The following is a 26,426-nucleotide window of genomic DNA, read 5'->3' on the forward strand; positions in this document are numbered from 1 at the left end:
CCAAAACTTTCGCGCGTCAGGAACCCGGATAAAACGGCTTGCCAATAGAGGCGGGCATGTTAATCCGGATCCAACGCGGATTGCGCGAAATAAGAGCCAAGACCACGATGGTCGCAAGACACGGCAACATGGTCAAGAACTGGCTAGGCACTTCGACGCCGATACCCTGCAAATGGAACTGCAACATGGTCACGCCGCCGAACAAATAGGCTCCAAGCAACACCCGTGCCGGGCGCCAGGTGGCAAAAGTCGTCAAGGCCAACGCGATCCAGCCTTTGCCGGCCACCATACCTTCGACCCACAAGGGGGTGTAGATCACCGATATATACGCTCCAGCCAAACCGCACAGCGCACCGCCGCACACCACCGCGCTTAAGCGGATGGCACGCACCGGGTACCCGAGTGCATGCGCAGACTCAGGACTCTCCCCCACGCTGCGCAGAATCAGACCAGCGCGGGTGCGGTACAAAAACCAGATCAGGCCCAAGGCAAACAGTACGGTCAGGTACACCATGGGATGGTGTTTGAACAATGCGGGGCCGATGAAGGGGATGTCCGAGAGGCCGGGAATCGCGAAGCTGGGCCGATCGGGCATTTTTTCCTGGACATACGAGATCCCAGCAAACGCAGAGAACCCCGCGCCGAAAAGGCTCAGGGCCAAGCCGGTGGCGTATTGGTTGGTGTTCAGCCAAATCACCAGCACACCGAAGATGGCCGCCATGACCGCACCTGCGGCAATGCCAGCCATGAAACCCGCCACATCGCTGCCGGTGTGCACCACGGCCGCAAAGCCGGCAATGGCGGCGCACAACATCATGCCCTCGGCACCGAGGTTGACGATGCCGGCTTTTTCGTTGATCAACAGGCCGAGCGAGGCAATGGCCAGCACCGTGCCGGCATTCAGAGTTGCTGCTATCAGCAGTGAGTACGCATCCATTATTTTTTACCTCCTGCAGCGGAGACCCATTTGAGGCGGTAATTCACCAACGTATCGCAAGCCAAGAGGCTGAACAACAACAAGCCTTGGAACACGCCTGTCAGAGACTTGGGCAGCCCCAGGCGGGACTGGGCGAGCTCGCCCCCGATATAAAACATGCTCATCAGCAGCGCCGAGAACACCATGCCCACAGGATGTAGGCGCCCCACATAGGCCACGATGATGGCTGCAAATCCATAACCGGCGGGCACATAGGGGGTGAGCTGACCAATGGGGCCTGCCACTTCCAGCGCGCCCGCCAAACCCGCCATGCCGCCGGACACCAGCAACGCCGTCCACAGTGCATTGCGGGATGAAAAACCTGCGTAGCGGGACGCCGCCGGCGCCAGACCGCCGACCTGCTGGGCAAACCCGGCACGTGTGCGGAACAGAAAAATCCAAATAGCAGCCACGGCCACCACCGCAAACACCACGCCGATCGTCATGCGGGAGCCCTGAAACAGCCGTGGAATGCGGGTGGCCGCCTCAAAGGTTTGGGTTTGCGGGAAGTTGTAGCCCAAAGGATCTTTCCAAGGCCCATAGACCAGATAGCCCAGCACTTGTACCGCCACATAAACCAGCATTAAGCTGACCAAAATTTCGTTAGCGTTGAATTTGTCGCGCAAGAAGGCGGTGAGCCCGGCCCAGGCCATGCCCCCGGCAATGCCCGCTATCACCACGGGCACCACAATCCAGCCCCCGGTAGTTTTTTCGGCCAGCAAGGCCACGCCACTGGCCGCCACCGCGCCAATGATGTACTGACCCTCGGCTCCGATATTCCACACATTCGAGCGAAAGCACACCGCCAGCCCGAGGGCGATGAGCAGCAACGGGGTGGCCTTGACCACGAGTTCACCCAAGGCGTAACCACTCTTGATCGGCTCCCAGAAAAACACCAGCAGGCCCCGCACCGGGTCTTTGCCCAGTGCCATGAACAGCACAATACCAATGAGCACCGTCAGCAGCAGCGCAAGTACCGGGGATCCGTAACCCCAGGCCTTGGACGGCTGGGGGCGGGCTTCGAGTTTCAATCCGGCTTTAGCCATGGGCCACCTCCACAGCTGCGGCTGCGCCGGAACTTTCCCACAATCCACTCATCCATTCCCCAATCTTTTCCACCGTGGCCTCCGCCACCGGCACCGATGGCGACAGCCGGCCATGTGCAATCACGTGCAGGCGGTCGCTCACCTCAAACAATTCGTCGAGCTCTTCGCTCACCACCAACACAGCGCAGCCGGCATCCCGCAGGGCCAGAATCTCGCCGCGGATCTGGGCCGCAGCACCCACATCCACCCCCCAGGTGGGCTGGGACACGATGAAGAGCTTGGGCGCCGCATCGATCTCGCGGCCCACAATGAATTTCTGCAAATTACCGCCGGAGAGCGAGCGCGCAGCCGCTGTCGGGCCATTGGCCTTGACGTTGAAGGCCTTGATGATGCGCGCAGCATGGTCTTCCAACTGGCGCACCCGGATCCACCCACCCGCGAATTGGGGCGCCGAAATGGACTCGGTGCGGGTCAACAACATGTTTTGCGCCAAGCTCAAGGTTGGCACCGCACCACGGCCCAAACGTTCCTCAGGCACAAAGTGCAGGCCCAGCTTGCGCCGGCCGCCGGGGTGCAAAGACGACACATCGGCCTTGCCCATAGTCACACTGCCCTTGGGGGCGCGCACATCTTCGCCGGACAGGGCATAGAGCAGCTCCCTTTGGCCGTTGCCGGACACACCCGCAATGCCGACCACCTCGCCCGCATGGACCGTGAGCGATATGCCGTTTAGGTCGACGCCGAACTGGTCCTCGCGGGCCAGGCTCAAGTTTTTCACGGTGAGTACCGGGGAGCCGGCTTGCTGCGGGCGATGCTCCAGCTGCGGTGGCTCCGCGCCAATCATCAAGCGGGACAGGGATGCGTTGGACTCTTCGGCGGGGTTGCATACGCCGGTCACCTTACCGCCGCGCAGCACGGTGCAGGCGTTGCACAACTCACGGATCTCGTGCAATTTGTGCGAGATATACAAAATGCTGCAGCCCTGTGAGGCCAACTTTTTGAGCACCACAAACAGCTTCTCCACCGCTTGCGGAGTCAGCACCGAGGTGGGCTCATCCAGAATCAACAGCTGCGGGTTGGTCAGCAGGGCGCGGATGATCTCCACTCGCTGCATCTCGCCCACGCTCAGGGTGTGCACTGGGCGGCTAGGGTCGATGTCCAAGCCGTATTCGGCCGCCTTGGCGGTGATGCTGGCAGTGACCTGCTCCAGGCTTTGCGCCTTGTCCAGGCCCAACCACACGTTCTCCGCCACGGTGATGGTGTCAAACAGGTTGAAATGCTGGAACACCATGCTAATGCCCCGCGCCCGCGCTTCTTTGGGGTTGCGAATGTTGGCGTGCTTCCCGTTGAACAGCACTTGGCCGGCGTCGGGCTTGATGGAGCCATAAATGATCTTCATCAAGGTGGACTTGCCGGCGCCGTTTTCACCCAGCACGGCATGGGTCTGACCGGGCAGCACGGTGAGCGACACGTCGCTGTTGGCGATCACGCCCGGGTAGGCTTTGGTGATGCCTGTCAATTGCAGTCGAGGAACGACAGGCATAGGAGGGATAGATTCCATACGAACGGGTTGTAGTAATTATTCTTTGCGGAGTTCAGCCGCCACCGACTTGATGCGCTCGCGCAGCCACTTATTGGACGCACTCGTGTGCGTGCGGGCGTGCCAAAGCTGGTAATACATCATGCGAGGGAACTGCACAGGGCAAGGCAGTATTGTCACCGGTAGGGTGTCCACAAAACGTTCACAGTACTGGCGGCCGGTGGTTAACACCAGCAAGGTTGATGCCACCATGCCCGGAATCAGGCTGAAATGCGGGCACCGTGCCACGATGTGCCGCTGCAAACCGAGGCCGCTGAGGTGCTCGTCAATCACGCCCTTGGCACCGGGATGGGTGGCGCCGGGCGCAATGTGCTCGGCCTCCAGCCACTGGGTCTGGTCCCAGCCACGGCGCACCGCGGGGTGCTTGTTGGACACCAGGCACACCACTTCGTCCCCGAAAAGGCGGCCTAGGTGGAGGTCGTCCGGGGGTTGGGGCCAGTTGCCGATGACCACATCAATATCACCCTGCGCCAGCTGGGTGCGGTAGTCGGAGGCACCGCTCAGCGGATGGATTTCTATCTCCGCAAAGGGGGCCTGCTCTTTGATCTGTGCGACCAGGCGCGGGAGAAACAGAGGGTCCAAATAATCGCTGGCGGCCAGCCGGAAGGTATTGCGGGCGGCATCGGGCTCAAAACCCCGCGCATCGGAGAACAACATCTCCGCGGCACGCAAAATGCTAGCACTGGGCTCGAGCATGCGCAGCGCCGTCTCGGTGGGCACCATGCCGGAGCCGGAGCGCACCAACAAGGGGTCACCGGCAAAGTCCCGCAAGCGTTTGAGCGATGCGCTGACCGCCGGCTGGTGCATGCCCAGACGGATGGCGGCTTTCGAAACGCTGCGCTCGGTTAACACGGTATGAAGGACCCTGATCAAATGAAGGTCTATCTTGTCGAAAAGGGATTGGTCTCTCATACACAGCGTTCAATTGGACCCATATGCTAATGCGTATGGAAACGGATCAACACCCGGATTAACCTCCCGCACGAGGAAACACGCATGACCACCACCCCATTGAAGTTTGTACGCCGCGGCGAAATCGTCACGCTGCACGGTATTCCCCCCACCCGCACCTTGCTGGAGGTGCTGCGCGAAGACCTGCACTGCACCGGCACCAAAGAGGGCTGCAACGAAGGCGACTGTGGTGCCTGCACCGTGGTCGTGGGCGAGTCGGTCAACGGCGAACTGCAGACCAAAGCGGTCAACAGCTGCATAAAGATAGCCCACAGCCTGAACGGCAAGGCTTTGTGGACGGTAGAAGACATTGCCACTGACGATGGGCGCTTGCACCCCGCCCAGGAAGCCATGGTGCAGTGCCACGGCTCGCAGTGCGGCTTTTGCACGCCCGGCTTTGTGATGAGCCTGTTTGACCTGTACCGACACCACGCCCATGCCGGCGCCCCCATTACCCGGGACGACGCCCTGCATGCCCTGAGTGGCAATTTGTGCCGCTGCACCGGCTACCGCCCCATCCTGGATGCCGCCCAAACGATGTTGGGCCAACCGGCCGTGGACCTGCGCGAAGCCGAAACGCTATCAAAATTGGAGCATCTCGCGCAGGATTCACGGGCGCTAGACGCTGATTCTGCTTATATTTCGCCCGCCACTCTGCCCGCCTTGCTGGCAGCGCGGGCACAACACCCGGAAGCGCAAATTGTGGCTGGCTGCACCGACGTAGGCCTGTGGGTCACCAAGATGCACAAAGATTTCCCCCGCGTGCTGGATGTGACCCAAGTAGCCGAACTGCGGCGCGTAGAGCAGTACCCGCACCACATCGCCATCGGCGCCGCCGTCACCCTGACGGATGCGTTCGCAGCTTTGGTGACGGACCGGCCACAGCTAGCCACGTTTGCCAGCCGCTTTGCCGGCCTGCCGGTGCGCAACGCGGGCACGCTGGGGGGTAATGTGGCCAATGGATCGCCGATTGGCGACTCCATGCCGCTGCTGATTGCGCTGGGCGCCAGCGTGGTGCTAATGGCTTGGCGTGGTAAAGGCAGCAAAGCGAAAGCCGTGCACCGCGAGCTGCGCCTCGAAGACCTGTACACCGGTTACCGCCAAAACGTCATGGCGCCGGACGAGGTGTTGGCCTGGATCAAAGTGCCCAAGGCCGTACCCCAAGAGCGATCCAAGGTCTACAAGATTTCCAAGCGCTTTGAAGACGACATTTCCGCCGTCTGCCTCGCGCTGAACCTGCACATTGAAAACGGCACAGTCACCCACGCCAGTATCGGAGTGGGTGGTGTCGCGGCCACGCCGGTGCGTGCGCTCAAAACGCAGGCAGCCTTGCTGGGACAACCGTGGAACGCTGCCACGGTGAAAGCCGCGCAGGCCACCTTGAGAGGCGAGTTCAGCCCGATTTCCGACATGCGCGCCAGCAGTGCCTACCGCGTGGAGGTGCTGGGCAATCTGCTGCAGCGCTACTGGCTGGAGAGCCAGGGCCTGACCGCCATCAATCTGGAGAGTTTCGAGCTGACAGGAGAAGCCGCATGACTGCCTCCCCTATGACTTCGACACTCATGCCCACCCTATCGCCCGAGGTCGCCGCCGCCGTGCCCGCCCCCCGCGGCCCGGCCGCCGGCGTCAACCAGTTCCATGAAAGCGCCGTGGCCCAAGTGGCCGGTGCAGTGCACTACATCGACGACCTGCCCGAGGTGCGCGGCACCCTGTATGCCGCGCCCATTCTTTCCACCCATGCGCACGGCAAGCTGCTGGGCGTGGACAGCACGGCAGCGCGCGCCATGCCCGGCGTGGTGGACGTGGTGCTGGCCGAGGACATTCCCGGCGACCCCATGTTGGCCGCCTTTGCCGGCGACGAGCCGGTGTTTGCCCTGGACACGGTGCAGTTCGTCGGCCAGGTGGTCGGCGTGGTGCTTGCCAAAACGGTGATGCAAGCCCGCCATGCCGCCCGCAAGGTGCAACTTCAGATCGAGCCCTTGCAGGCCATCCTGTCGGTGCAAGAGTCCATCCGCGCCCAAAGCTTTGTGCTGCCGCCGGTGAACGTGCGGCGCGGTGATGCGGATGTGGCCCTGAATAGCGCGCCCCATACCTTGCACGGCACGCTGGAAGTTGGTGGGCAGGAACACTTTTACCTCGAAGGCCAGATTGCCTATGTGCTGCCGCAAGAGCAGAACCAGTGGGTGGTCTACAGCAGCACCCAGCACCCTGGCGAAGTGCAGCACTGGGTGAGCCACGCTTTGGGCATAGACAACCACGCCGTCAAAGTGGAATGCCGGCGCATGGGCGGCGGCTTCGGCGGCAAGGAAACGCAAGCCGGTCATCTGGCCGTGTGGGCGGCCATTGCGGCGGCCAAAAACCGCTGCGCCGTGAAGCTGCGGCTGGATCGGGACGACGACTTCATGGTCACCGGCAAGCGCCACCCCTTTGCGTACGAATACAGCGTGGGCTTTGACGATACCGGCCGCCTCACCGCCCTGAAACTGCAAATGGCGGTGAACTGCGGCTTCAGCGCCGACCTGTCCGGCCCGGTGGCGGATCGCGCCATCTTCCACACCGACAACGCCTACTACCTGCAGGATGTCGACATCACCTCCTACCGCTGCAAAACCAACACCCAGAGCCACACCGCCTTCCGCGGTTTCGGCGGCCCCCAGGGCGTGGTGCTGATTGAGGCGGTGATGGGCGACATCGCCCGAGCGCTCAAGCTGGACCCCCTGGACGTGCGCATGCGTAACCTCTACAGCGATGAGGCTATCCCCGGCACATCGGACAAGCGCGACACCACCCACTACAAGATGAAAGTGGAGGACAACATCCTCCAGCCGCTGCTATCAAAATTGGAGCTGTCCGCGCAGTATCGGCGTAGGGTTGAGGCCATTTCGACATGGAACCAGACCAGCCCGGTGCTCAAGCGCGGCATTGCCATCACCCCGGTCAAGTTCGGTATCAGCTTCACCGCCACGCTGTTCAACCAGGCCGGCGCGCTGGTGCATGTGTACACCGACGGCAGCGTGCAGGTGAACCATGGCGGTGCCGAGATGGGTCAGGGCCTGAACACCAAGGTCGCCCAGATCGTGGCCGACGAATTGGGCATTCCCTTTACCCGGGTGCTCAGCACTGCCAGCGACACCAGCAAGGTGCCCAACGCCTCGGCCACCGCCGCCAGTGCGGGTACCGACCTGAACGGCCGCGCGGCCCAGTTTGCCGCCCGCAACGTGCGCGACAACCTAGCCGCCTTTGTGGCCGGGCTCGATGGCTGTGGCGCAGGGGCCGTGCGCTTCAAGCATGGCGAGGTGTTCTCGCCGACCACCACCCGCAGCTTCGACGAAGTGGTGAAAATGGCTTATGCCAATCGCATCCAGCTCTGGAGCGACGGCTTTTACCGTACGCCCAAGATCCACTACGACAAGACGACGCTAACCGGCCGCCCCTTCTACTATTTCGCTTATGGTGCAGCGTGCACCGAAGTGGTGATCGACACCCTGACCGGTGAGAGCAAGGTGCTCAAAGTGGACATCCTCCACGACGTGGGCCGCAGCATCAACCCCGCCATCGACGTGGGGCAGATCGAAGGCGCCTTTGTGCAAGGCATGGGCTGGCTCACCACCGAGCAACTGGTCTGGAACGACAAGGGCTACCTGGCCACCCACGCGCCCAGCACCTACAAGATTCCCACCGCGGCGGATGTGCCCGAGCACTTCAAGGTGGACCTCTGGCATGAGGCCAACCGGGAAGACAATGTGTTCGGCAGCAAAGCCGTGGGCGAACCGCCTTTCATGCTGGGAATCAGTGTGTTTGAAGCCTTGCGTGATGCAGTGGCCCAAGCCAAAGGCCCGGGTGCGACTGTGCAGCTCACGGCGCCGGCCACGGCGGAGAATGTGCTGAGGGCGCTCAAGGACTGAGCGCCTACAGGATGGAACTACACCCCGGCAAGCGTTCGCAAACCGCCGGGGTCCACCAGATTCACCGTGCGGCCTGAGCCGCTGATGAGGCTGCGTTCCCGCAGGTGGCGCAGCACGCGGGACAGCGTCTCGGGGGCGATGCCCAGTTGGGCCGCGATCAGGCGTTTGCGCTGTTGCAACTGCACGGCGCAGCCGCCTTTGTCATTCGATCCCGCGTGTTGCAACAGCCATTCGGCGCAACGCGCCTCGGCGCCCTTGGCCAGGCGACTCACCGCCAGTTCAGTTTGTTCGCGGTGCGCCTGGGCCAAGCCGGTCAGCATGGTGGTGCTGAGTTGGCGGTTGGCGGCCAGGGCGGCCTGGAATTCGGCCATAGGCAGTTTGCGCAGCAAGACCTCGGTCTGGGCAACCACGTCCACTATCGCGGGCAGCGATAGCACTGCTGCCGTTGGATTGAGCCAACAAGGGCCCTGCATCTGACCCAGCTGATGCTCCAACAGCTCGTCGCGGCTGCCGAGTTCGCCACTGATTCCCGTAAGCACCATTCCACTCTCCAAGTACCAGGCCGCGATCGTGGGGTCACCGCGACTTAACAAGACGGTGCCCGGCGCGCAGCGTTCGAGGCGTGCTCCGGCCAAAAACGAAGGTGGAAGGGTAGATGAGGATGACAGCATGGCCTCACTATGCCCATCAGCGCCGACCTGCGCTTTGAGACAGATCAATGGTTTGGCGCACGCTGCCTCGCAAAAAAAACCGCAACTTTGTGAAAAACCGCACTCTGCGACACCAAAAAACCTAAAAACAATCTGTAACGACACGTAAGATTGCGCGCGTCACACATCTAGGGGTTTACGACTAAAGATTCGCTCAAGCGGTCTGTGCGTTGCCCCAGCCCGATGGCCTACGTTTTCGATAAGGCCACACTAAAAAATGAAAAAGCTCTTCTTCCGCTTGCTGGCTGCTTTCGCCTGTGCGGCTCAAGCCAGCGCTGCCAGTCCTTCCGTGGCTCTTTATTACGGTGCCTCGCCACCGTGGGAACTCCTGCGCGCGTTTGATCGGGTGGTGGTAGATCCCGGCCATGTGCCGGAGCCTCGCTCGATTAAGAATGGTCCGCCCGAATTGGCAGCTTATGTGGCGGTGGGCGAAGTACAGCCGAGCCGCCCCTATGCAGCCGCCATCCCTGCGGCCTGGATCAAAGGCGAAAACAAGGACTGGGGCAGCCGGCTGATTGACCAAGCGCAGCCCGGGTGGCCTGTTTTTTTTGCCGAACGCGTGATACAGCCCTTGTGGACCGCCGGCTACCGGAGCTTCTTTTTCGATACGCTAGACTCTTACCACCTGTTCTCCAAAACGCCCGAAAGCCGTTCGGCACAAGAAGCGGGCATGGTTGAACTGGTGCGCGAGGTCAAACGACGGTATCCCCAAGCCAAGCTGATTTTCAACCGGGGCTTTGAAATCCTCGGCAAGACCCACTCACTCGTGGACATGGTGGCGGCAGAGTCGCTGTTCCAAGGGTTTGATGCCGGAAAAAACCGCTTCCGACCGGTACCCGATGCAGACCGTGAATGGTTGATGGGGCAACTCTCAACCGTCAAAAACACCTACGGTTTGCCGGTTCTCGCGATCGACTACGTGCCCGCAAACGACAGGGCATTGGCCCGCACCACCGCTGAGCAGATACGCGAGCTCGGTTTTACCCCGTGGGTGACTACCCCCGACCTCACCAGCATGGGGATTGGTAGCGTGGAGGCCATGCCGCGCAAGGTGCTGGTCGTGCACAGCACACCGGTGAATGAGGCTTCGCTTCGCTACCTCGACCCCGTGCGCATGTTGTCGCTGCCCCTGAACTACTTGGGCTATGTGCCGGAGTTTGTAGACGCCAGCCAGCTACCCCTCCACCCGCTGAAGGGGCGTTATGCGGGCATTGTGATTTGGCAAACGGTTCCGGCTACCACCGCTGAGCAGCAGCGCCTGTCGGGCTGGCTGCATAAGCAAGTGCAAGACACGGTACCCGTGGCATGGCTGAATATGCCGGGCACCTTGCTCGACAGCAGTTTACGTAATGCCTTGGGCATCACCCTCACGCCCACCTCCGGTGCTATTGCCCCGATCACCGTGGTGCAACAAAGCGCGATGATGGGGTTTGAGCGGGCGCCAACGCCTGCGCTTGACAGCTTTGCAGGGATGACCGTCGAGGGCGCACAGCCTATGCTGGTGTTAGCGCAGGCCGATCGCACCCAGCAAGCAGCGGCCATCACCCCATGGGGTGGCTTTGTGAGTTGGCCGTTTGTGACCTCGGTTCTGCCCGGCGAGCTGGGCAGCCGCTGGGTGGTGAACCCATTTGACTTTTTGAGCCAGGCGCTGCGCCTGCCAGAGATGCCCATTCCAGACACCACCACGGAATCCGGCAAACGCATGCTCATGATCCACATGGACGGCGATGGCTTTATCAGCCGCTCCGAGACGCCTGGTAACCCCATCGCCGGTGAAATGGTCCGCGACCGGGTGGTGCGCAAATACGCGTTACCGATGACTATCTCGGTCATTGAAGCTGAAATTGCACCCGACGGCCTGTACCCCGGCCTCTCTCCGCTTGCCGAAAAAGTGGCCAAAGAGATCTTTGCAGCGCCCCATGTGGCCATCGCATCCCACAGCTACTCCCACCCCTTCTTCTGGCACCGGGCCAGCGCGGGCGAAGGCTCGGACAGCTACAACCTGCGCATCCCCGGTTACCGCTTCGATGTAGAACGCGAGGTCGATGGGTCCATTGCTTACATTGAGCGCCGCTTGGCCCCGCGCGGAAAAAAGGTGGAAGTGTTCCTCTGGACCGGCGACTGCATCCCAACCAGCGAGGCACTGCGCGCGGTGGCGGCCGCGGGCATTGTCAACATGAATGGCGGCGACACTGTTGCCACACGCTCAAACCCCAGCCTCACATACGTAGAGGGCTTGGGCCTGCAGCGGGCCGGTGGCTTTCAGGTTTTTGCCCCCAACCAGAACGAAAACGTCTACACCAACAACTGGCAAGGGCCGTACTTCGGTTTTGATCAGGTGATTGAAACCTTCGAGCTCACCGAGTCCCCGCGAAGACTCAAGCCCATCAACATTTATTTTCACACCTACCTAGCGACCAAGCGTGCCGGCGTGCAAACCCTGGACAAAATTTTTCAGTATGCGCTGAGCCAGCCCGTCACGCCGGTGCACATTGCCGACTATGCGCGCAAGGTGACGGATTTTCAGGACTTATCGATCGCCAGAACCCCTCAAGGGTGGCAAATTCGGGGTGCCAGTGCACTGCGCAGCCTCAGGCTCCCTGCCGCGGTGCCACTGCCGGACCTCGAGTCCAGCCGAGGAATTGCCGGCTACACCGCGGATAGTGGTGACCGGTATGTCCACCTGCATACAGACTCGGTGTCTTGGGTAGCGTCGCGCGGCACCCCAAGCAACCGACCGCTGTTGGTTTCTGCCAATGCACGGGTAACCGACGTAGTCACCACCCCCGCAGGCACCCGCTGGAGCTTGAGCGGCCATGTGCCACTGCAATTCACCCTGAAGAATGTCCGGGACTGCGATGTGCGTCTGGGCAACCGCAAATTAACGCCCCTCCGCCAGGAGGGCTCTTTCTCTCACTTTGAACTCACTGAACATGTTGCCCCATCGCTCGAAGCGCTATGCAGGAATTGATGGAGAGATTCCACGCCTGAAGCTGGCGACGGGTTGGCAACTGCTGCTCATAGGCTTCATGGTGGTGACTCTTCTGGCTGTCGTGTTTCCGCGCAAGGAACTGGTAGCCAAGCTTTACGAGCAAGAAACGCTCGATGAGCTCACGCTTTCCTACATCCAAAACCTGTACAGAGCCAGTGCCGGCAACCTCGATGTTGCCTTGCTGCTTGCCCGGGTGCAGCAACACAAACTGGACCTGCCGACCCTGAGACTGATGCTGCTCTCGGCCGCAGCAGAAGGCGACCTGCGTCAACGCACCGCTGCCCGCACGATTTTGCTGAGTGCTTATGACCGCCATCTGCAAAAAAGCACCGCCGCCGAGCAACTGGCTGAACTCCGCCAAGGACTGCCCGCGTTTCTGGATCCGGCGCTCGCAGACCCAATGACTGAAAGCATGGCCCAGCAGTTCGCAGATCTGGCCTTCACGCTCGACAACCCTGCGGCGGGTTTGCAGTTCATCACAAAGGCCCAAAAGTCCAGCGGCCCTGATGCTTTGGAGCGTTATGCCGTGCGCGGTTTGGCAACTGGCAACTATGAGCAAGCGGCAAGGTATTACTTCATGGCACAGCAGCAAACAGAACCGTACACCGACAAGCGGCGGCTGTTCATGGCCGGGGTAGACACCCTGATGGCAGGCGGCTTGTACGCCCGCGCCATGAGCGCTGCGAGCACGCACCTCGGCGCACTGGCGCAAGACAGGGTCACACTGCGCTACCTGGCACGTGTGGCACTGGCGGCGGGGTATCCGAACGAGGCCAACGCCTATGCCAAAGCCCTGATTTTTCAGCCACAAGGAGCGCAACCTTGAGCCTGCGCCATGCCTGGATCCTTGCGCTATACCCTGCTTGGGGCGCTGCGTGGGCCCAAGAAAACCCGACACCGGGCCAGGATTACCAATCCCTGCAAATCGCCAGTAGCACTGAGCTCAAAGGTTTGCAAAACCTCTACGAGCAGCACCGGAATTTGCCCTTTCTCCGCGTAGAGAAGCGCGGAAATCAATTCACCCTGCGGGCTGGCTTTTGGCGTAGCACCGAAGAGGCGCGGCGCGCCCTCTCAGGCCGCGCCATCCCGGGTGCCCAGCTTCGTATCGCGGTGCTGCGCCCCGAGTTGCTGCTGCGGACCAACTGGACCTCGAATACCCCGCTCGCGCAAGATACGCCTCTCCGGGACGCAGAGCCCCTGTTGCCTCCACCCGCGACACCCGCGCCCCCTTCTTCCCCATCTCCCGCGCCTGCCCAGCCGGCTCCTGTCAGGGCGCCGGAAGTCACCACACCCAAGTCCAGTGGACGTGACGATGGCAAAGCGACGAGCCTGACCCTGCGCAACCTGAACCTCGTAGACATGGCCCTGTCTTATGGTGTGCTGCTCAGCACCGGGGACTTGCAACCGGCCCTGCAGATTGCCAGTGCAGCGGTGCAGATGGCTCCCGCGAACCGGGAATGGCGCCTCCGCTTGGCGAGAGTTGCGGAGTGGACCCAACAGCCGCTGATTGCCGCGCAGCAGTGGGCATACATCTTTGAACAAGGCGCCCGGGACGCAGAGACTCTGGCCAATGTGACCCGACTCGCCTGGCAGATGGACGACCTCCAAGTTCCCTTGAATGCCTGGCAGACACTGGCCAAACGCCGCCCGCTCAGCGCGGCGGAAATGGTGGAAGTGCTGAAGCTCTTTGAAGAGTCCGCACAGCCTGCAGAGGGCTCCCTGTTCTTTGAAGCCCAGTACCTGCAGCGGGGTGATCTGCAACTGCTGGAATACGCCGCGCGCCTTGCAAGCGACTACGGAAATGACGCACGCACGCTGCAGCTGCAAATTTTGCGCAGCCGGGCAAACCCCTTCTCGCTGAGCGCGGTGCTCGATGTGGTGATGGTCTATGTCCGCAGCAACCGGCTGCCGGAGGCCCTTGCATTTATGCAGAGCCACGAAGCACGCGTACCCGCCGAGGCCTCGGAATTCTGGCGCCTGCTGGGTGAAGTGGCTTGGGACCTGCAGCGGTTGGACATTGCCCGTGGGGCCTATGCCAATTACGTCAAAAGTGAATCGGCCACCAGTGACGACTGGGGCCGCCTCGTGGCATTGGCCGGCATCCAACAAACAGACCAGGCCGCGAACCTCGCGCTGGAAGGGTACCGCCGCTTTGGGACCTTCGCCCTGCTGGCACAGGCGCTGGAGATGTTTGCCAACCAAGCCCAATGGACCCGCATGGGCGAGGCGCTGGCGCTTTTGCAAGGGGCCGCACTCACGGATGCTGAGTCGTCGAGCCAGTTTTTGCTGCTACGCGCCCGGTATGCGCAAGGCCTGAAACAAGCAGATAACGCGTGGGCCGATCTGCGCCGGGCCATGGTGATAGACTCGATGTCCAAAACCGTGGGGCTCAGCAGCTTGTGGTTTTTGATAGACCAGCAACGCACCGCGGAGCTGACCGTGGCCCTCAAGCACTACCAGAGTAATGGCGGGGATGCGGACTATTGGCCTGCCTTTGCAGCAGGCCACCAGGTGCTTAACCAACAACGGCAGGCACTCAGCTGGTACCAACGCATCGTGGCCAAAACGCCGCAGGATGCCTTCACCCTCCTGAACTATGCCGATGCGCTGGAACGCAACCAACAAGCAGGCATGGCCGCACGGGTACGTCGCCATGCCTGGCTGGTCTTGCGGGCGCAGTTTCCAGCCGACACAGCGCGCACAGAGGCCGATATGTTCAGCGCCGAATGGCGCACGCTCTTGAGGCTTTCGCTCTTGAACCGGCCCGGCGATCCTGCACTGCAACAAGCCCGCGACTGGGTCCGCAGCCTCAAGGCACTACCAGCCGACGCTTCCGCCCCGGAGACGACCGAATTGATCTTGGCCTGGGCCATCAGCACCGAACAATTTGTCAATGCGCGGACTTGGATGGCCCGTCGCTTCCGTGAGCAGGCCCAAGCGCCCGTGTGGGGTCGGGCCCAAGTCGCCCTGCAAACCGGAGACACCCGGGACATGGACGACTTGCTGCAGACCCAACGCGAGGCACTGCCGATCTACAACCGCTACGACATCGAACGCGCCATGGGTCTGCACGCAGAGGCATTGACCACAGCATTCCATGGGCTCACGCGCAGCCCGGATGACGAGGCCTTGTACGACCGTTGGCGCCAGCACGCGCCCGCCCAAGCGGCTTATCTGGAGAGCACGCTGAAGAGCGAAAACGCAGGCAGCTTCAGCAACTTTTCGGTCGAGCAGCATGCCCAGTGGCCGGTGAAGCAAGGGCTGGTTGCAACTTTGGGCTGGACCAGAGCCCGGCAAACCTCAGGCGATGCGGGACTGCAAACGCTGCTCACCGACACCGAGCAACTCAACCACCTGGGCCTCCAATGGGCCAGCCCCGGGCAAAACGGGGCGCTCACGCTGTTCCAGCGCCGGGAGCTGGGCACCATGACTGGAGCCCAACTCAGCCAGTCACTCCGTTTGCCGTACGGGCTTCAATGGAGCACCCGCCTGGACATCGGCAATGCCAGCCAGGCCAGCCCCGCCATGCAAATGGCAGGCGCAGAAGACAGCCTGAGCACCACCCTCGGTGTGCAGCTGGACAAACGCCTCAACCTGCAAGCCACCCCGGCCGTAAAGCGCTATTACAGCCAACTCGGCGACGGTCTCGGCCGTGGTCAGTCTCTCGACCTCGAGGCCGGATACCGCCTGCGAGTGGACTATCCGGACTGGCGACTCCGCGTCAACTTGCGCAGACAAGTCTTCGACCGCGAGGACGGGCTCAATGCCGGACCGCTGCAGCGCTTCCCAGAAGCGTTTCAGCAAGCCGTGAGTGCAGCCACGCTCAGCACCACCAACTATTTCTTGCCGGAAGGCAGCACCAGCTGGGGCCTGTGCCTCGGCATGGGCGAGAACTTGGGCGGGCAGAGCTTGCAAAACGGATTCAGCCGCGGCTGGCGCCCCTTTGTCGATGCCTGTTTGCGCCATGACTCCCAAGCCGGCGAGGGCTACTCCTCGCAAGTCGGTCTAGCGGGCTCGGTGTTCGGGCGGGACTTGATGCGTATCGAACTCCAACACAGCGATGGCCTTGCCAGCAGCAACGGCCCGGGCAGAACCTTGACCTTGCGTTACCGCAATTACTTTTAACCACGAGCACCCTGATGAAACTCCACACTCTCTTGTGCACCGCTGCACTAGCCCTGACCGGTTGCGCCACCTCCATCGAATCCAATACCGGCAGCGGCACGCTGGAAGCAGGCGCCTCCTGGGCGTTGCTCCCCTTGTCCAACAATACCGACACGCCGCAGGCTGCGTTGAGTGCAGAGTCCATGCTGGAACACCTGCTGCGTCGCCGTGGTGTACCAGAACTCAAGATCTACCCCGCAGCCCTTTCGCGGGACAGCTTGTTTGAGCCCTCGGAGCGGAAAGTCAGCGAAGAAGCCCAGAAGTGGGCCCGCGAACAAGGCGTTCGCTACGCCGTGAGTGGCAGCGTGGAAGAGTGGCGCTACAAAGTCGGCCTCGACGGCGAACCCGCTGTCGGCATCACGGTCAAAGTGACAGACCTGAGCTCAGGGCAAATCGTCTGGAGCACTACAGCAGCCAGCAGCGGGTGGAGCCGGCAAGCCCTGTCCGGCGTTGCGCAGGCCGTCATGCGAGACGCCTTGACCAGCTTGCCACTGCCCGCAGTGGCACCTGCAAAGTAAGTCGCTTATGGGAGCACCCTCCTCGACCAGTTGGCTCAAAAAGCTGATCAGCCCGCATCGGCTGGCACCCGATCCGGTGCTGGCCCGTGACCAGTGGCTCGAAATATTTTTGATTCCCCTGATCGGCATTGCTGTGGGCTGGTGGATCAGCGCCGACGACCCGATGCTCGCGCAAAGTCATTTTCCCTGGCTCTGGTTTGCACCGGTCTTAATTGCGTTGCGCTACGGCGTTTCGCCGGGCTTGCTGAGTAGCATTCCGCTGATCATCAATTGGTTGATCGCCAATGCCATGGGCCGGGTTGAAGATGCCTTCGCCTTCCGCTTTTTCTTCGGTGCGGGTGTGCTGGTCATGGTCTGCGGCGAGTTCAGCGATGTATGGCGTGATCGCAATGCCCGTATGGAGGAGACTTACCTGTATGTGACCGAGCGTCTTTCGCGGCTCACCAAGAGACACCTGTTGCTCAATCTGTCCCACGATCGACTTGAACAAGAAATGCTGATCCGCCCGGGCTCTCTGCGCGATGCCCTCGCCCGGCTGCGCGGTATGGCCATGCAACCCACTCCGCAGGATGACCTCATGCCAGCGGCCAACAGTTTGCTGCAATTGCTATCGCAATATGTCAACCTGGAATCCGCCACGCTGTATGCCATCAGGAACCCGGACACCGACCCACAATTGGGCCCGGCTCTGGCGGTGATCGGGGACCCGCTACCGCTCCTGCCGGGAAATGTGTTGTTCCAGAAAGCACTGGAAACACGGGCACTGGTGCACATCGCGGGCGAAGACATCAGCAGCTCTGATCCCGACAGCCCCTTGGTGGTCGCCCCGCTGGTGGCTGGCAACGACACCATATTGGGCGTGCTGGTCGTGACCCGTATCCCGTTTTTCTCACTGACGGTCGAGAACCTGCAAATGATGTCAGTGATCCTGGCCTATTACGCAGACAACATCCGGATCGGCCCCGACACCCACAAAGTCCAGCAGGCGCTTCCGGGCATCCCGGCGTTGTTCGCAGAAGAGCTGGTGCGTATGAGCCGACTGAATCACTCGGTAGGTCTGTCCAGCCATTTAGTGATCATGACGTTTGAGGGTGCCCTGGGGGCCGAAATCACGGCCGAGTTTGTGCGCGTAAAGCGCGGACTGGACTTGTACTGGCAAACGCATATCCGCGGACAGCCTGCCGTCGTAGTGCTGATGCCGTTTGCATCAGACTCCGCCAAGGAGGGTTTTATCCAGCGGATTGATGACTGGCTGCAACTGCGCTTTCATGGCGACATCCAAAGCCTGCAAGTCCGGCTGCACACCATCGACTTCGCCCTGGAAGACCCGGTGCAAGCCCTGACCACCCAGTTAGCTCCGTGAGAAAGCCCGCATGTTCACATTGAAGTGGGCCTGGGCGGCCATCGCCATTGAAGTGGGGGTCTTCTTAAGCCCGCTGTTGCACCAGTCTACGCTGGGGGCGTTGCTGGCCATGCTGGCGTTGCACGCCTTGGCGAGCGCGATCGTGGCATCGGGCAGTTATGTGTTGCTGCCCCACAAGTACATGCGACCCCGTGTGACCGTGTGGTCGCTGTTGTTTCTTTTTGCATTTGTCGCCCCCCTGATCGGTGCGGTCGGAATGCTGGCCATCATCTGGATGACCTTCCGGAAAGAGTCGCTGGAAGGAGACCGTCCCGAGCCGGTAACGGTGCCCCTGCCCGAATTTGACATGCAAGCCAAGGACGTCAGCCGCAGCGGGCAAGGCTCCATTCGCTCACGCCTGAACTCGCATGTGCCCAGCGCTATCCGGCTTCAATCCCTGATGACCTTGCAGGCGATCCCTACCCGGGTTGCCAACCCGATCTTGGACGAACTACTGAGTGACAACTCTGACGACGTGCGCCTAGTGGCGTTTGGCATGCTCGATGCCGAGGAAAAGAAAATCAATGCAGACATCCAACGCGAACGTCGCCAACTCGACCAAGCGGAGAGCGACGCGCAGCGCCACACCTGCTTGCGGCATCTGGCAGAGCTGCACTGGGAACTGATCTACGCCTCGCTGGCCCAAGGCGAGCTCAAAAAACACATCCTCAGCCAGACACTGCGATATGTTGAAGCCACGCTGGCCCTGGAGCCCGAGCCGGACGCCGCTATGCTGTTCCTCAAAGGGCGGATTCTGCTAGCCATCGGCGAATACGCGCCGGCCCAAGCCGCGATTGAACACGCAATTACGCTCGGCCACCCCTTGGTGTCCGCTGTGCCCTATGTGGCTGAGCTGGCCTACCAGCGGCGCGACTTCGCGCAAGTCAAACAATCCATGCTCCGCCTGGAGAAACTCAACGTCGCTTCCCGTACCCGGGCCGTTGTAGACATCTGGACCGGACGAGACAACTTCCCACACCGCAGTGACCGCAACTACCTCCCCCACATCTGAACCTGTACTGCCCAAAGCAGAGCAGGTCGACGTCATGCTTCTCCTGGAAGGCACCTTCCCGTTTGTATCAGGGGGGGTGTCTAGCTGGGTCCAGCAAATCATTTTGGGTTTCCCGGATATCCGCTTCGGTGCCATTTTTCTGGGTAGCCGCAAACAGGACTACGGGCAGATGCGCTACACCTTGCCGCCCAATCTGATCCATCTGGAAACGGCCTATCTGTATGAAGACGAGGCGCCCCCACCGATCGCACGTGTTAAGGCACCGGCCAAAAGCATGGAGCTGGTCGAGCGGATGCACGACATGTTTGAGAACGATCTGCGCCACCCCGAATGCCCGCACCTCTTTGCCAGCATGATGGACGAGGCGGGCCCCGGCGGCATGCTTAGCCAAGATATGTTCCTCTACAGCGGAGGATCCTGGGACTACATCAAAAAAACCTACCGCAGCCGCAGCACCGACCCCTCGTTTGTCGATTACTTCTGGACTGTGCGCACCATCCACCGGCCGTTCTGGGGACTGCGGGAAGTTGCCGTCCGCGCGCCCAAAGCGCGCATCTACCATGCGGTGTCTACCGGATATGCCGGCATTCTGGGCGTCCTGCTCAAGCACCGGAACCAACGCCCCTTCATGCTCAGTGAACATGGCATCTACGTCAAAGAGCGCAAGATCGACCTCTACCAGGCCCAGTGGATCAAGGACAACCGCAGCGTGTTTGAACACGACCCCTCGCGTGTCAGCTACTTCCGGCAGTTGTGGATCCGTTTTTTTGAACATCTCGGCTACGTGACGTACCACGCTGCAAACGACATCGTGGCGCTGTACGAAGCCAATCGGCAACGCCAGTTGCTCGACGGCGCGCCCGAGGAGCGCACCTCCAACATCGCCAACGGAATCGACGTGGTGAAGTTCGGTGCCTTGCGCCAAGACTGGCCGGATGGCCCGCCGCAGGTGTTGTGCCTGATTGGCCGGGTAGTGCCGATCAAAGACATCAAGACCTACATCCGCGCTGCGCGCATCATCGCCATCCGCATGCCGGGGGTGGAGGCCTGGATTGCCGGCCCAGAAGATGAGTCACCCGAGTACGCGCAAGAATGTCGTGATCTGGTGGCCCAACTCGGACTCGAAAACACCGTCAAATTTCTGGGATTCCAAAAGCTCACTGAGCTGCTGCCCCAAGTCGGGCTGGTGGTTCTCACTTCCATCAGCGAAGCCCTTCCCCTGGTCATTCTGGAAGGCTATGCCGCGGGCGTGCCCACTGTCAGTACCGATGTGGGCTCTTGCCGCCAACTCGTGTATGGCTTGCCGGGCGAGGATGAGGCCTTGGGCGCATCCGGGCGGGTGGTGCGGATTGCAGACCCCCAAGCTATGGCAGAAGCCACGCTCGAGCTACTGGGCGATCCGGCCGAATGGCAGCGGGCCCGCGAGTCAGGCATTCGGCGCGTCGAAAAATACTACGCGCAGCACATCATGTTTGACCGCTACCGGTCGCTTTACGACAAGAACTTCGCATGGCAGGCATAGGCTTCGAACTCCGCAAACTCCTGCGAAAGCAGACCTATGCAGGTTTGCTGCAGGCCTACGCTTTCGCCGGCATCATCAGCTCCGGGCCCTGGGTGCTTTCCATCGTAGGCATCATGCTGATTGGCCTGCTGAGCGCGGGGGCGGGGGTGGCGTCGCCCCGGGTCAGTGTGCAGCAGTTTCAAGTGACGGTGACCTATCTGTTTCTGATCTCACTGATCAGCACCGGCCTGGTCCAACTGTCCTTCACGCGCTTTGTGGCGGACCGCACGTTTGCCAAAGACGAGGCCTCCATCCTGCCCAACTTCAACGGGCTGATTCTGGTGGTGATGGGCGTCAGCATGCTCGTGGCCCTGCCCTGCGTGGCGATCTTTTTCCCCGAGCAATCGGTGCTCTACCGCTTGCTGTTTGTGATGGGTTTGGGGGTCATGTCCGCGATCTGGATTGCGACTGTGTTCCTTACCGGCATGAAGCACTACCGCGCGATCGTGCTTATGTTTTTTCTGGGCTACAGCGCCACCCTAGGCCTGGCCTTGTTGCTGCGGGGGCCGCTAGGTCTGGAGGGCTTGTTGCTCGGCTTTGTCCTGGGGCATTACCTGCTGCTGATGGGCATGGTCTATTTGGTGTACCGACACTACCAGTCGGACCGCTTTGTCGCATTTGACATCTGGAAGCGCGGCGCCATGTACACCAGCCTGATGGCCACCGGCTTCCTATTCAACCTCGGCGCTTGGATCGACAAGCTGATGTTCTGGTATTTTCCAAGTACCGGGCAGCAAGTCATCGGGCCCCTGCATGCTTCGGTGATTTACGACTTCCCGATCTTTTTGTCGTACCTGTCTGTCATCCCCGGAATGGCCATTTTTCTGGTGCGGATCGAAACCGACTTTGTGGAGTACTACGTCAAGTTCTACAACGCTGTCCGCGAGGGCGCCACGCTGGACTACATCGAGCGCATGCGCAACCACATGGTCTACCACGTGCGCCGTGGCTTGTTTGACATTGCCAAAATCCAGGGGATCGCCGTGCTCTCTACCTTTGCGGCTGGCGGCGTGGTGCTACAAGCGCTGGGCATCTCCACCTTGTACCTGCCGCTGCTATATGTCGATGTGGTCGGTGCCGCGCTGCAGGTGGTGCTGCTGGGGATATTGAATATTCTGTTTTACCTTGACCAGCGCCGCGCGGTGGTTTTGCTGACCGCCATGCTGCCCCTGTGCAATGCGGTGTTTACCGGCATCACCTTGCACCTGGGCGCGGCTTGGTTTGGCTACGGCTTTGCGCTCGCGATGCTGGTCACGGTACTTGCCGGAATCTGGATCCTGAGTCGCAAGCTTGAGACACTGGAGTACGAAACTTTCATGCTCCAGTAAAGGCCGTCGCCTGCCTTTGGGCTTTTAGTCTGCGGCTTTGCGATAGCCATCAGGGTTGCGGCTCTGCCAGCGCCACGAATCCTCACACATGGATTGCAGGTTTTGCACTGCCTCCCATCCCAAGACGGTCTTGGCTACCGTGGCATCGGCGTAGCACTGGGCCACATCACCAGGGCGACGTGCCACCAAGTCATAAGGAACCGGTTTGCCGCTGGCTTCTTCAAAGGCGCGCACCACATCGAGGACGCTGTAGCCCTGTCCGGTGCCCACGTTCACCGTGAAACTGTCGGCACCCGACAAGAGCTTGCGCACCGCCGCCACATGAGCCTGGGCCAGGTCTTGCACGTGGATGTAATCGCGCACGCCAGTACCGTCGGGTGTGGCGTAATCGCTGCCAAAGACCTGCAAGCGCGCCCGCTTACCCACCGCAACTTGGGTAACAAACGGCATCAAGTTATTCGGGATGCCGGAAGGATCTTCTCCAATGAGTCCGCTGGGGTGAGCGCCCACCGGATTGAAGTAACGCAGCACGCCGGCGCGCAAGCCAGGCTCGGCATGGCACTGCGCGGCAATCATGTCCTCACACACCAGCTTGGTGTGGCCATAGGGATTGGTGTGGCTGCGCGGAAACGACTCAGTGATCGGCACCGATGCGGGGTCGCCGTAGACCGTGGCGCTGCTGGAAAACACCAGTTTGTGGCAGCCGGCCGCAGCCATCGCCTGCAGCAACGCAATAGTGCTGCCGAGGTTGTTCTCAAAATATTTGAGGGGCTGCGCCACACTCTCCCCCACCGCTTTAAAGCCCGCGAAGTGAATGACTGCCTGCACTTGATAGCGTGTCAGCATCGAGCGCAGGGTGGCGCCATCGCGGGCGTTGCCGCGTTCGAACAGCACTTCGCGCCCGGTAATCTGCTGCAAGCGCTGCAGTACCTCGGGGTCGCTGTTCGAGAAATCGTCGAGGATGACCGGCTGATAGCCGGCCTCCATGAGGGCCACGTACGTATGGCTTCCGATATAGCCGGCACCGCCGGTCAACAAAATAGGGGTAGGTGATGTCATTGTTATGGGCTCCCGCGTTTAACGCTCTGTAGTGAACGCCCGAACTTTACTGCGCTTTTGTGACCTCCCCCGGTCACCTTGCCGCGGTTACAACACCAAAATTGCCCGGAAGTCGTTCACATTGGTGTGCGTGGGGCCGGTGGTAAACAGGTCGCCTAGCGGCTGGAAGAAGCCCACCGCGTCGTTGCGGTCCAGGCATTCGTTCAAAGATACGCCAGCCGCCGCTGCACGAGCCAGGGTGTCCGGGGCGACCAGCGCACCGGCGTTGTCCTCCACCCCGTCAATGCCATCGGTGTCAGCGGCAAGCGCCCACACATTGGCCTGCGCTTGCAGGCCGTGGGCCAGCCCCATGCAGAACTCGCCGGCGCGTCCGCCGCGGCCTTTGGCTGCGCCCTCGCGACGGGGGCGCACGGTCACGGTGGTTTCACCGCCACTCAGAATCACACAAGGCTTGGCAAACGGTTGCACGGCGGAAGCCGGTTTGAGCGCCGCGGTACGCGCCAAGGCGGCGTGTACCTTGCCCACTTCGCGGGACTCGCCTTCGAGCTCATCGCTGAGGATGTAGGCATTCAGGCCCATGCTGCGGGCCAAATCGGCGGCAGCTTCGAGCGACTGCTGGGGCGCGGCGATCAGGTGGACCGTGTTGTTGGCAAACACGGCATCACCGGGCTTGGGAGTTTCCAATACGCCGGACTCCAGCGCCTTGAGAACGAAATCAGCCTCCAGCGCCGATGCATCCTGCGCGAGGCGATTCAAAATCGATAGCGCGTCTGCGCAGGTCGTGGGGTCCGGCACGGTGGGGCCGCTGGCGATGACGCTCGGGTCGTCGCCCGGCACATCGCTGATCAGCAGCGTCACCACCTTGGCAGGGTAGCAGGCTGCGGCCAGGCGCCCGCCCTTGATGGCGGACAGGTGCTTGCGCACGCAGTTCATCTCCTGAATGCTGGCGCCGCTCTCCAGCAAGAGCTTGTTGATGCGCTGTTTGAGCTCCAGGCTGATGCCGCCCTGCACGCCGTCCACCTCCCACTGCGCGGGCAGCGTCAGCAAGGATGAACCACCACCGGAGATCAGGCAGATCACCAAATCGTCCGCGGTGAGCCCTTCGGTCAAGGCTAGGATGCGTTGGGCTGCGGCCAAGCCTGCGGCATCCGGCACCGGGTGGGCAGCTTCCACCACTTCAATGCGGGCAGGGGCAGCGTCCGCAGGCAAAGGTGGCGTATGGCCATAGCGCGTTACCACCAGGCCCGACATAGGCAGGTCTCGGGGCCACAGCGCGTCCAGCGCATGGGCCATGGCGCCACCGGCCTTGCCAGCACCCAGCACCAGGGTGCGCCCCTTGGGCGGCTCAGGCAAATACCCACCCAGCGTGTGGGCCGGCAGCGCCTGGCGCACCGCAGCCCAGTACAGCTGGCTCAGCAACTCGCGAGGGGCCCTGTCAGAGAAATGGGCGGGCGAATGCGCAGTCGCTTGGGGAAGGGTTTCAGGTCTTGGCATGTTCATCGCTTGATGCAAAAGTAAATGGGGCAAAATTCAGGTGCGCATAGCGCGTAAGCACAGCCCGGGATGCTCGGCAACGTGGTGCTCGCCTCTGGTGGTCAAAACGGCCGGCCAGTGGGATTCGGCCTCGACAGGAACCACCTTGACCGGTGGAGCACTTGTTTGACGGAGACACACATTCATGGGCACTTTGCTGATCCACAACGCGCACGCGGTTGCCACCTTTGACAACGCCGACCCGGCGCAATCCACCGAGCTGCGCAAGGCTTCGATTTACATCGAGGGTAACCGTATCGCTTTCATTGGCACTGCGGCCGACCTGCCGCCACACGCGCTGCAAGCCGCCGAGGTGATTGACGCGCAGCGCCATCTGGTCACCCCCGGGCTGGTGAACACCCACCACCACATGTACCAAAGTCTCACGCGAGCCATACCCGGTGTGCAGAACGCGGAGCTGTTCGGCTGGCTGCGCGGGCTTTACCCCATCTGGGCGGGGCTGACCCCCGAGATGGTGCAAGTGAGCACCCAGATCGCCATGGCCGAACTGCTGATGAGCGGCTGCACCACCAGCAGCGACCACCTGTACATCTACCCCAACGGCCCCCACGGCAAAGTGAAGCTGGACGACAGCATTCACGCGGCCGCAGAGATCGGCATGCGCTTTGTGGCCACCCGCGGCAGCATGAGCGTGGGCCAGAGCCAAGGCGGCCTGCCGCCGGACCGGGTGGTGGAACAAGAAGACTTCATCCTCAAAGAAAGCCAACGGCTGATCGAGCAGCACCACGACGCACGCTGGGGCTCCATGCTGAATGTAGCGCTGGCGCCCTGCTCGCCGTTCAGCGTGAGCCGCGATCTGATGCGCGAATCCGCCTTGCTGGCACGCAGCTTCAAGGGCCAAGGTGTGCGCCTGCACACCCACCTGGCCGAAAACGACCACGACCTCGCCTACAGCCGCGAAAAGTTCGGCTGCACCCCCACCCAATACGCCCAGGACCTGGGCTGGCTGGGTGAGGACGTGTGGCACGCCCACTGCGTGAAGCTGGATGAGGAGGGCATCAGCCTGTTTGCCGCCAGCCGCACCGGTGTAGCGCACTGCCCCTGTAGCAATATGCGCTTGGCCAGCGGCATTGCCCCCATTCGCAAAATGCTGAACGCCGGCGTGCCGGTAGGCTTGGGCGTGGACGGCAGTGCCAGCAATGACGCTGCCCACATGGTGAACGAAGCCCGGCAGGCCCTGCTGCTGGCCCGCGTGGGCCGTGCCATGCAGCCTCCCGAAGAACGTGTGCTGCCCAGCGGCGAGCGCCGTACCTTCTTCGGTTGCGATTTGGGCCCGGCCGAAATGACCGCCCGGGATACCCTGAGCGTAGCCACTCGGGGTGGCGCGCAAGTACTGGGCCGAAAAGACATAGGCCACTTGGCGGTAGGCATGTGTGCAGACCTGGTGCTGTTTGATCTGGATACGCTGGGCTTTGCCGGTGGCGCGGTGCACGACCCTGTCGGCAGCCTGCTGCTGTGTGCCAGCCCGCAAGCGGACTACACCATCGTGAATGGCAAAGTGCTGGTGCGTGAAGGTCACCTGAAAACGGTAGACCTCGGCCCGCTGATGGAGCGCCACAACCGGCTGGCGCTGCAGCTGGCTGCGTCTGCAGTCCACTGACCTCACCTGCGCAGTAGCTAAAGCCAATAGCGCGGATTTGCTCCTGAA

Annotated in this window: 18 protein-coding genes; 11 read left to right on the forward strand and 7 right to left on the reverse strand. The window is 61.6% G+C overall.

Annotated features, from left to right (window positions below; translation table 11 throughout):
- Positions 1-16 precede the first annotated feature (16 nt).
- From U5L73_RS15555 to U5L73_RS15570, 4 genes are read right to left on the reverse strand one after another with little or no spacing between them, the layout of a single operon-like run.
- The gene (locus U5L73_RS15555) at positions 17-937 is read right to left on the reverse strand and encodes an ABC transporter permease (RefSeq protein ID WP_322563182.1); all 921 of its coding nucleotides are present in this window, start codon (positions 935-937) and stop codon (positions 17-19) included.
- Positions 937-2,022 carry an ABC transporter permease gene (locus U5L73_RS15560; protein WP_322563183.1) on the reverse strand — a complete coding sequence of 362 codons (1,086 nt, stop codon included), beginning with the start codon at positions 2,020-2,022 and terminating at the stop codon, positions 937-939. The genes U5L73_RS15555 and U5L73_RS15560 overlap by 1 nt, the downstream gene beginning before the upstream one ends.
- A complete protein-coding gene (locus tag U5L73_RS15565) occupies positions 2,015-3,565 on the reverse strand; it encodes an ABC transporter ATP-binding protein (protein ID WP_322563184.1) in 1,551 nt (516 codons plus the stop codon). The genes U5L73_RS15560 and U5L73_RS15565 overlap by 8 nt, the downstream gene beginning before the upstream one ends.
- A gap of 36 nt (positions 3,566-3,601) precedes the next feature.
- Positions 3,602-4,534 (reverse strand): LysR family transcriptional regulator, encoded by a 933-nt coding sequence (locus U5L73_RS15570; protein ID WP_322563185.1) that lies wholly within the window; start codon positions 4,532-4,534, stop codon positions 3,602-3,604.
- 84 nt (positions 4,535-4,618) lie between these two features.
- Between U5L73_RS15570 and xdhA the strand changes: the two genes are divergently transcribed.
- Both xdhA and xdhB read left to right on the forward strand, forming a co-directional pair.
- The gene (gene xdhA / locus U5L73_RS15575) at positions 4,619-6,109 is read left to right on the forward strand and encodes a xanthine dehydrogenase small subunit (RefSeq protein ID WP_322563186.1); all 1,491 of its coding nucleotides are present in this window, start codon (positions 4,619-4,621) and stop codon (positions 6,107-6,109) included.
- A 26-nt stretch (positions 6,110-6,135) separates the two neighbouring features.
- Entirely contained in the window at positions 6,136-8,478 is a 2,343-nt protein-coding gene (gene xdhB / locus U5L73_RS15580; protein WP_416221336.1) for a xanthine dehydrogenase molybdopterin binding subunit, read from the forward strand.
- A 17-nt stretch (positions 8,479-8,495) separates the two neighbouring features.
- On the opposite strand, the gene U5L73_RS15585 is transcribed toward xdhB, so the two are convergent.
- Positions 8,496-9,149 carry a Crp/Fnr family transcriptional regulator gene (locus U5L73_RS15585; protein WP_322563188.1) on the reverse strand — a complete coding sequence of 218 codons (654 nt, stop codon included), beginning with the start codon at positions 9,147-9,149 and terminating at the stop codon, positions 8,496-8,498.
- Positions 9,150-9,405: 256 nt separating this feature from the next.
- Here U5L73_RS15585 and U5L73_RS15590 point away from each other — a divergent pair, with 256 nt between their 5' ends.
- Genes U5L73_RS15590 through pelG form a run of 8 tightly spaced genes read left to right on the forward strand, consistent with a single transcriptional unit; the run spans position 9,406 to position 22,165 of the window.
- Positions 9,406-12,159: a bifunctional glycoside hydrolase 114/ polysaccharide deacetylase family protein gene (locus U5L73_RS15590; RefSeq protein WP_322563189.1), complete on the forward strand. Its 2,754-nt coding sequence runs from the start codon at positions 9,406-9,408 to the stop codon at positions 12,157-12,159.
- On the forward strand, positions 12,122-13,006 hold the full coding sequence (locus tag U5L73_RS15595) for a hypothetical protein (protein WP_322563190.1): 885 nt from the start codon (positions 12,122-12,124) through the stop codon (positions 13,004-13,006). Before U5L73_RS15590 ends, U5L73_RS15595 begins: the two co-directional genes overlap by 38 nt.
- A complete protein-coding gene (locus tag U5L73_RS15600) occupies positions 13,003-16,305 on the forward strand; it encodes a tetratricopeptide repeat protein (protein ID WP_322563191.1) in 3,303 nt (1,100 codons plus the stop codon). Before U5L73_RS15595 ends, U5L73_RS15600 begins: the two co-directional genes overlap by 4 nt.
- Positions 16,306-16,319: 14 nt before the next feature.
- Positions 16,320-16,862: a penicillin-binding protein activator LpoB gene (locus tag U5L73_RS15605; protein WP_322563192.1), complete on the forward strand. Its 543-nt coding sequence runs from the start codon at positions 16,320-16,322 to the stop codon at positions 16,860-16,862.
- A gap of 7 nt (positions 16,863-16,869) precedes the next feature.
- On the forward strand, positions 16,870-18,225 hold the full coding sequence (locus U5L73_RS15610) for a PelD GGDEF domain-containing protein (RefSeq protein WP_322563193.1): 1,356 nt from the start codon (positions 16,870-16,872) through the stop codon (positions 18,223-18,225).
- Positions 18,226-18,235: 10 nt separating this feature from the next.
- Positions 18,236-19,276 carry a hypothetical protein gene (locus U5L73_RS15615; protein WP_322563194.1) on the forward strand — a complete coding sequence of 347 codons (1,041 nt, stop codon included), beginning with the start codon at positions 18,236-18,238 and terminating at the stop codon, positions 19,274-19,276.
- On the forward strand, positions 19,248-20,798 hold the full coding sequence (gene pelF, locus U5L73_RS15620) for a GT4 family glycosyltransferase PelF (protein ID WP_322563195.1): 1,551 nt from the start codon (positions 19,248-19,250) through the stop codon (positions 20,796-20,798). The genes U5L73_RS15615 and pelF overlap by 29 nt, the downstream gene beginning before the upstream one ends.
- Complete coding sequence (gene pelG / locus U5L73_RS15625) at positions 20,786-22,165, forward strand: exopolysaccharide Pel transporter PelG (RefSeq protein ID WP_322563196.1); 1,380 nt, start codon at positions 20,786-20,788, stop codon at positions 22,163-22,165. Before pelF ends, pelG begins: the two co-directional genes overlap by 13 nt.
- A 24-nt stretch (positions 22,166-22,189) precedes the next feature.
- On the opposite strand, the gene galE is transcribed toward pelG, so the two are convergent.
- Positions 22,190-23,224 carry a UDP-glucose 4-epimerase GalE gene (gene galE, locus U5L73_RS15630; protein ID WP_322563197.1) on the reverse strand — a complete coding sequence of 345 codons (1,035 nt, stop codon included), beginning with the start codon at positions 23,222-23,224 and terminating at the stop codon, positions 22,190-22,192.
- A gap of 87 nt (positions 23,225-23,311) precedes the next feature.
- Positions 23,312-24,718 carry a glycerate kinase type-2 family protein gene (locus U5L73_RS15635; protein WP_416221322.1) on the reverse strand — a complete coding sequence of 469 codons (1,407 nt, stop codon included), beginning with the start codon at positions 24,716-24,718 and terminating at the stop codon, positions 23,312-23,314.
- A gap of 184 nt (positions 24,719-24,902) precedes the next feature.
- Between U5L73_RS15635 and U5L73_RS15640 the strand changes: the two genes are divergently transcribed.
- Positions 24,903-26,378 carry an 8-oxoguanine deaminase gene (locus tag U5L73_RS15640; protein ID WP_322563199.1) on the forward strand — a complete coding sequence of 492 codons (1,476 nt, stop codon included), beginning with the start codon at positions 24,903-24,905 and terminating at the stop codon, positions 26,376-26,378.
- Positions 26,379-26,426: the final 48 nt, after the last annotated feature.

The organism is Rhodoferax sp., assembly GCF_034520025.1.
Classification (GTDB): domain Bacteria; phylum Pseudomonadota; class Gammaproteobacteria; order Burkholderiales; family Burkholderiaceae_C; genus Allorhodoferax.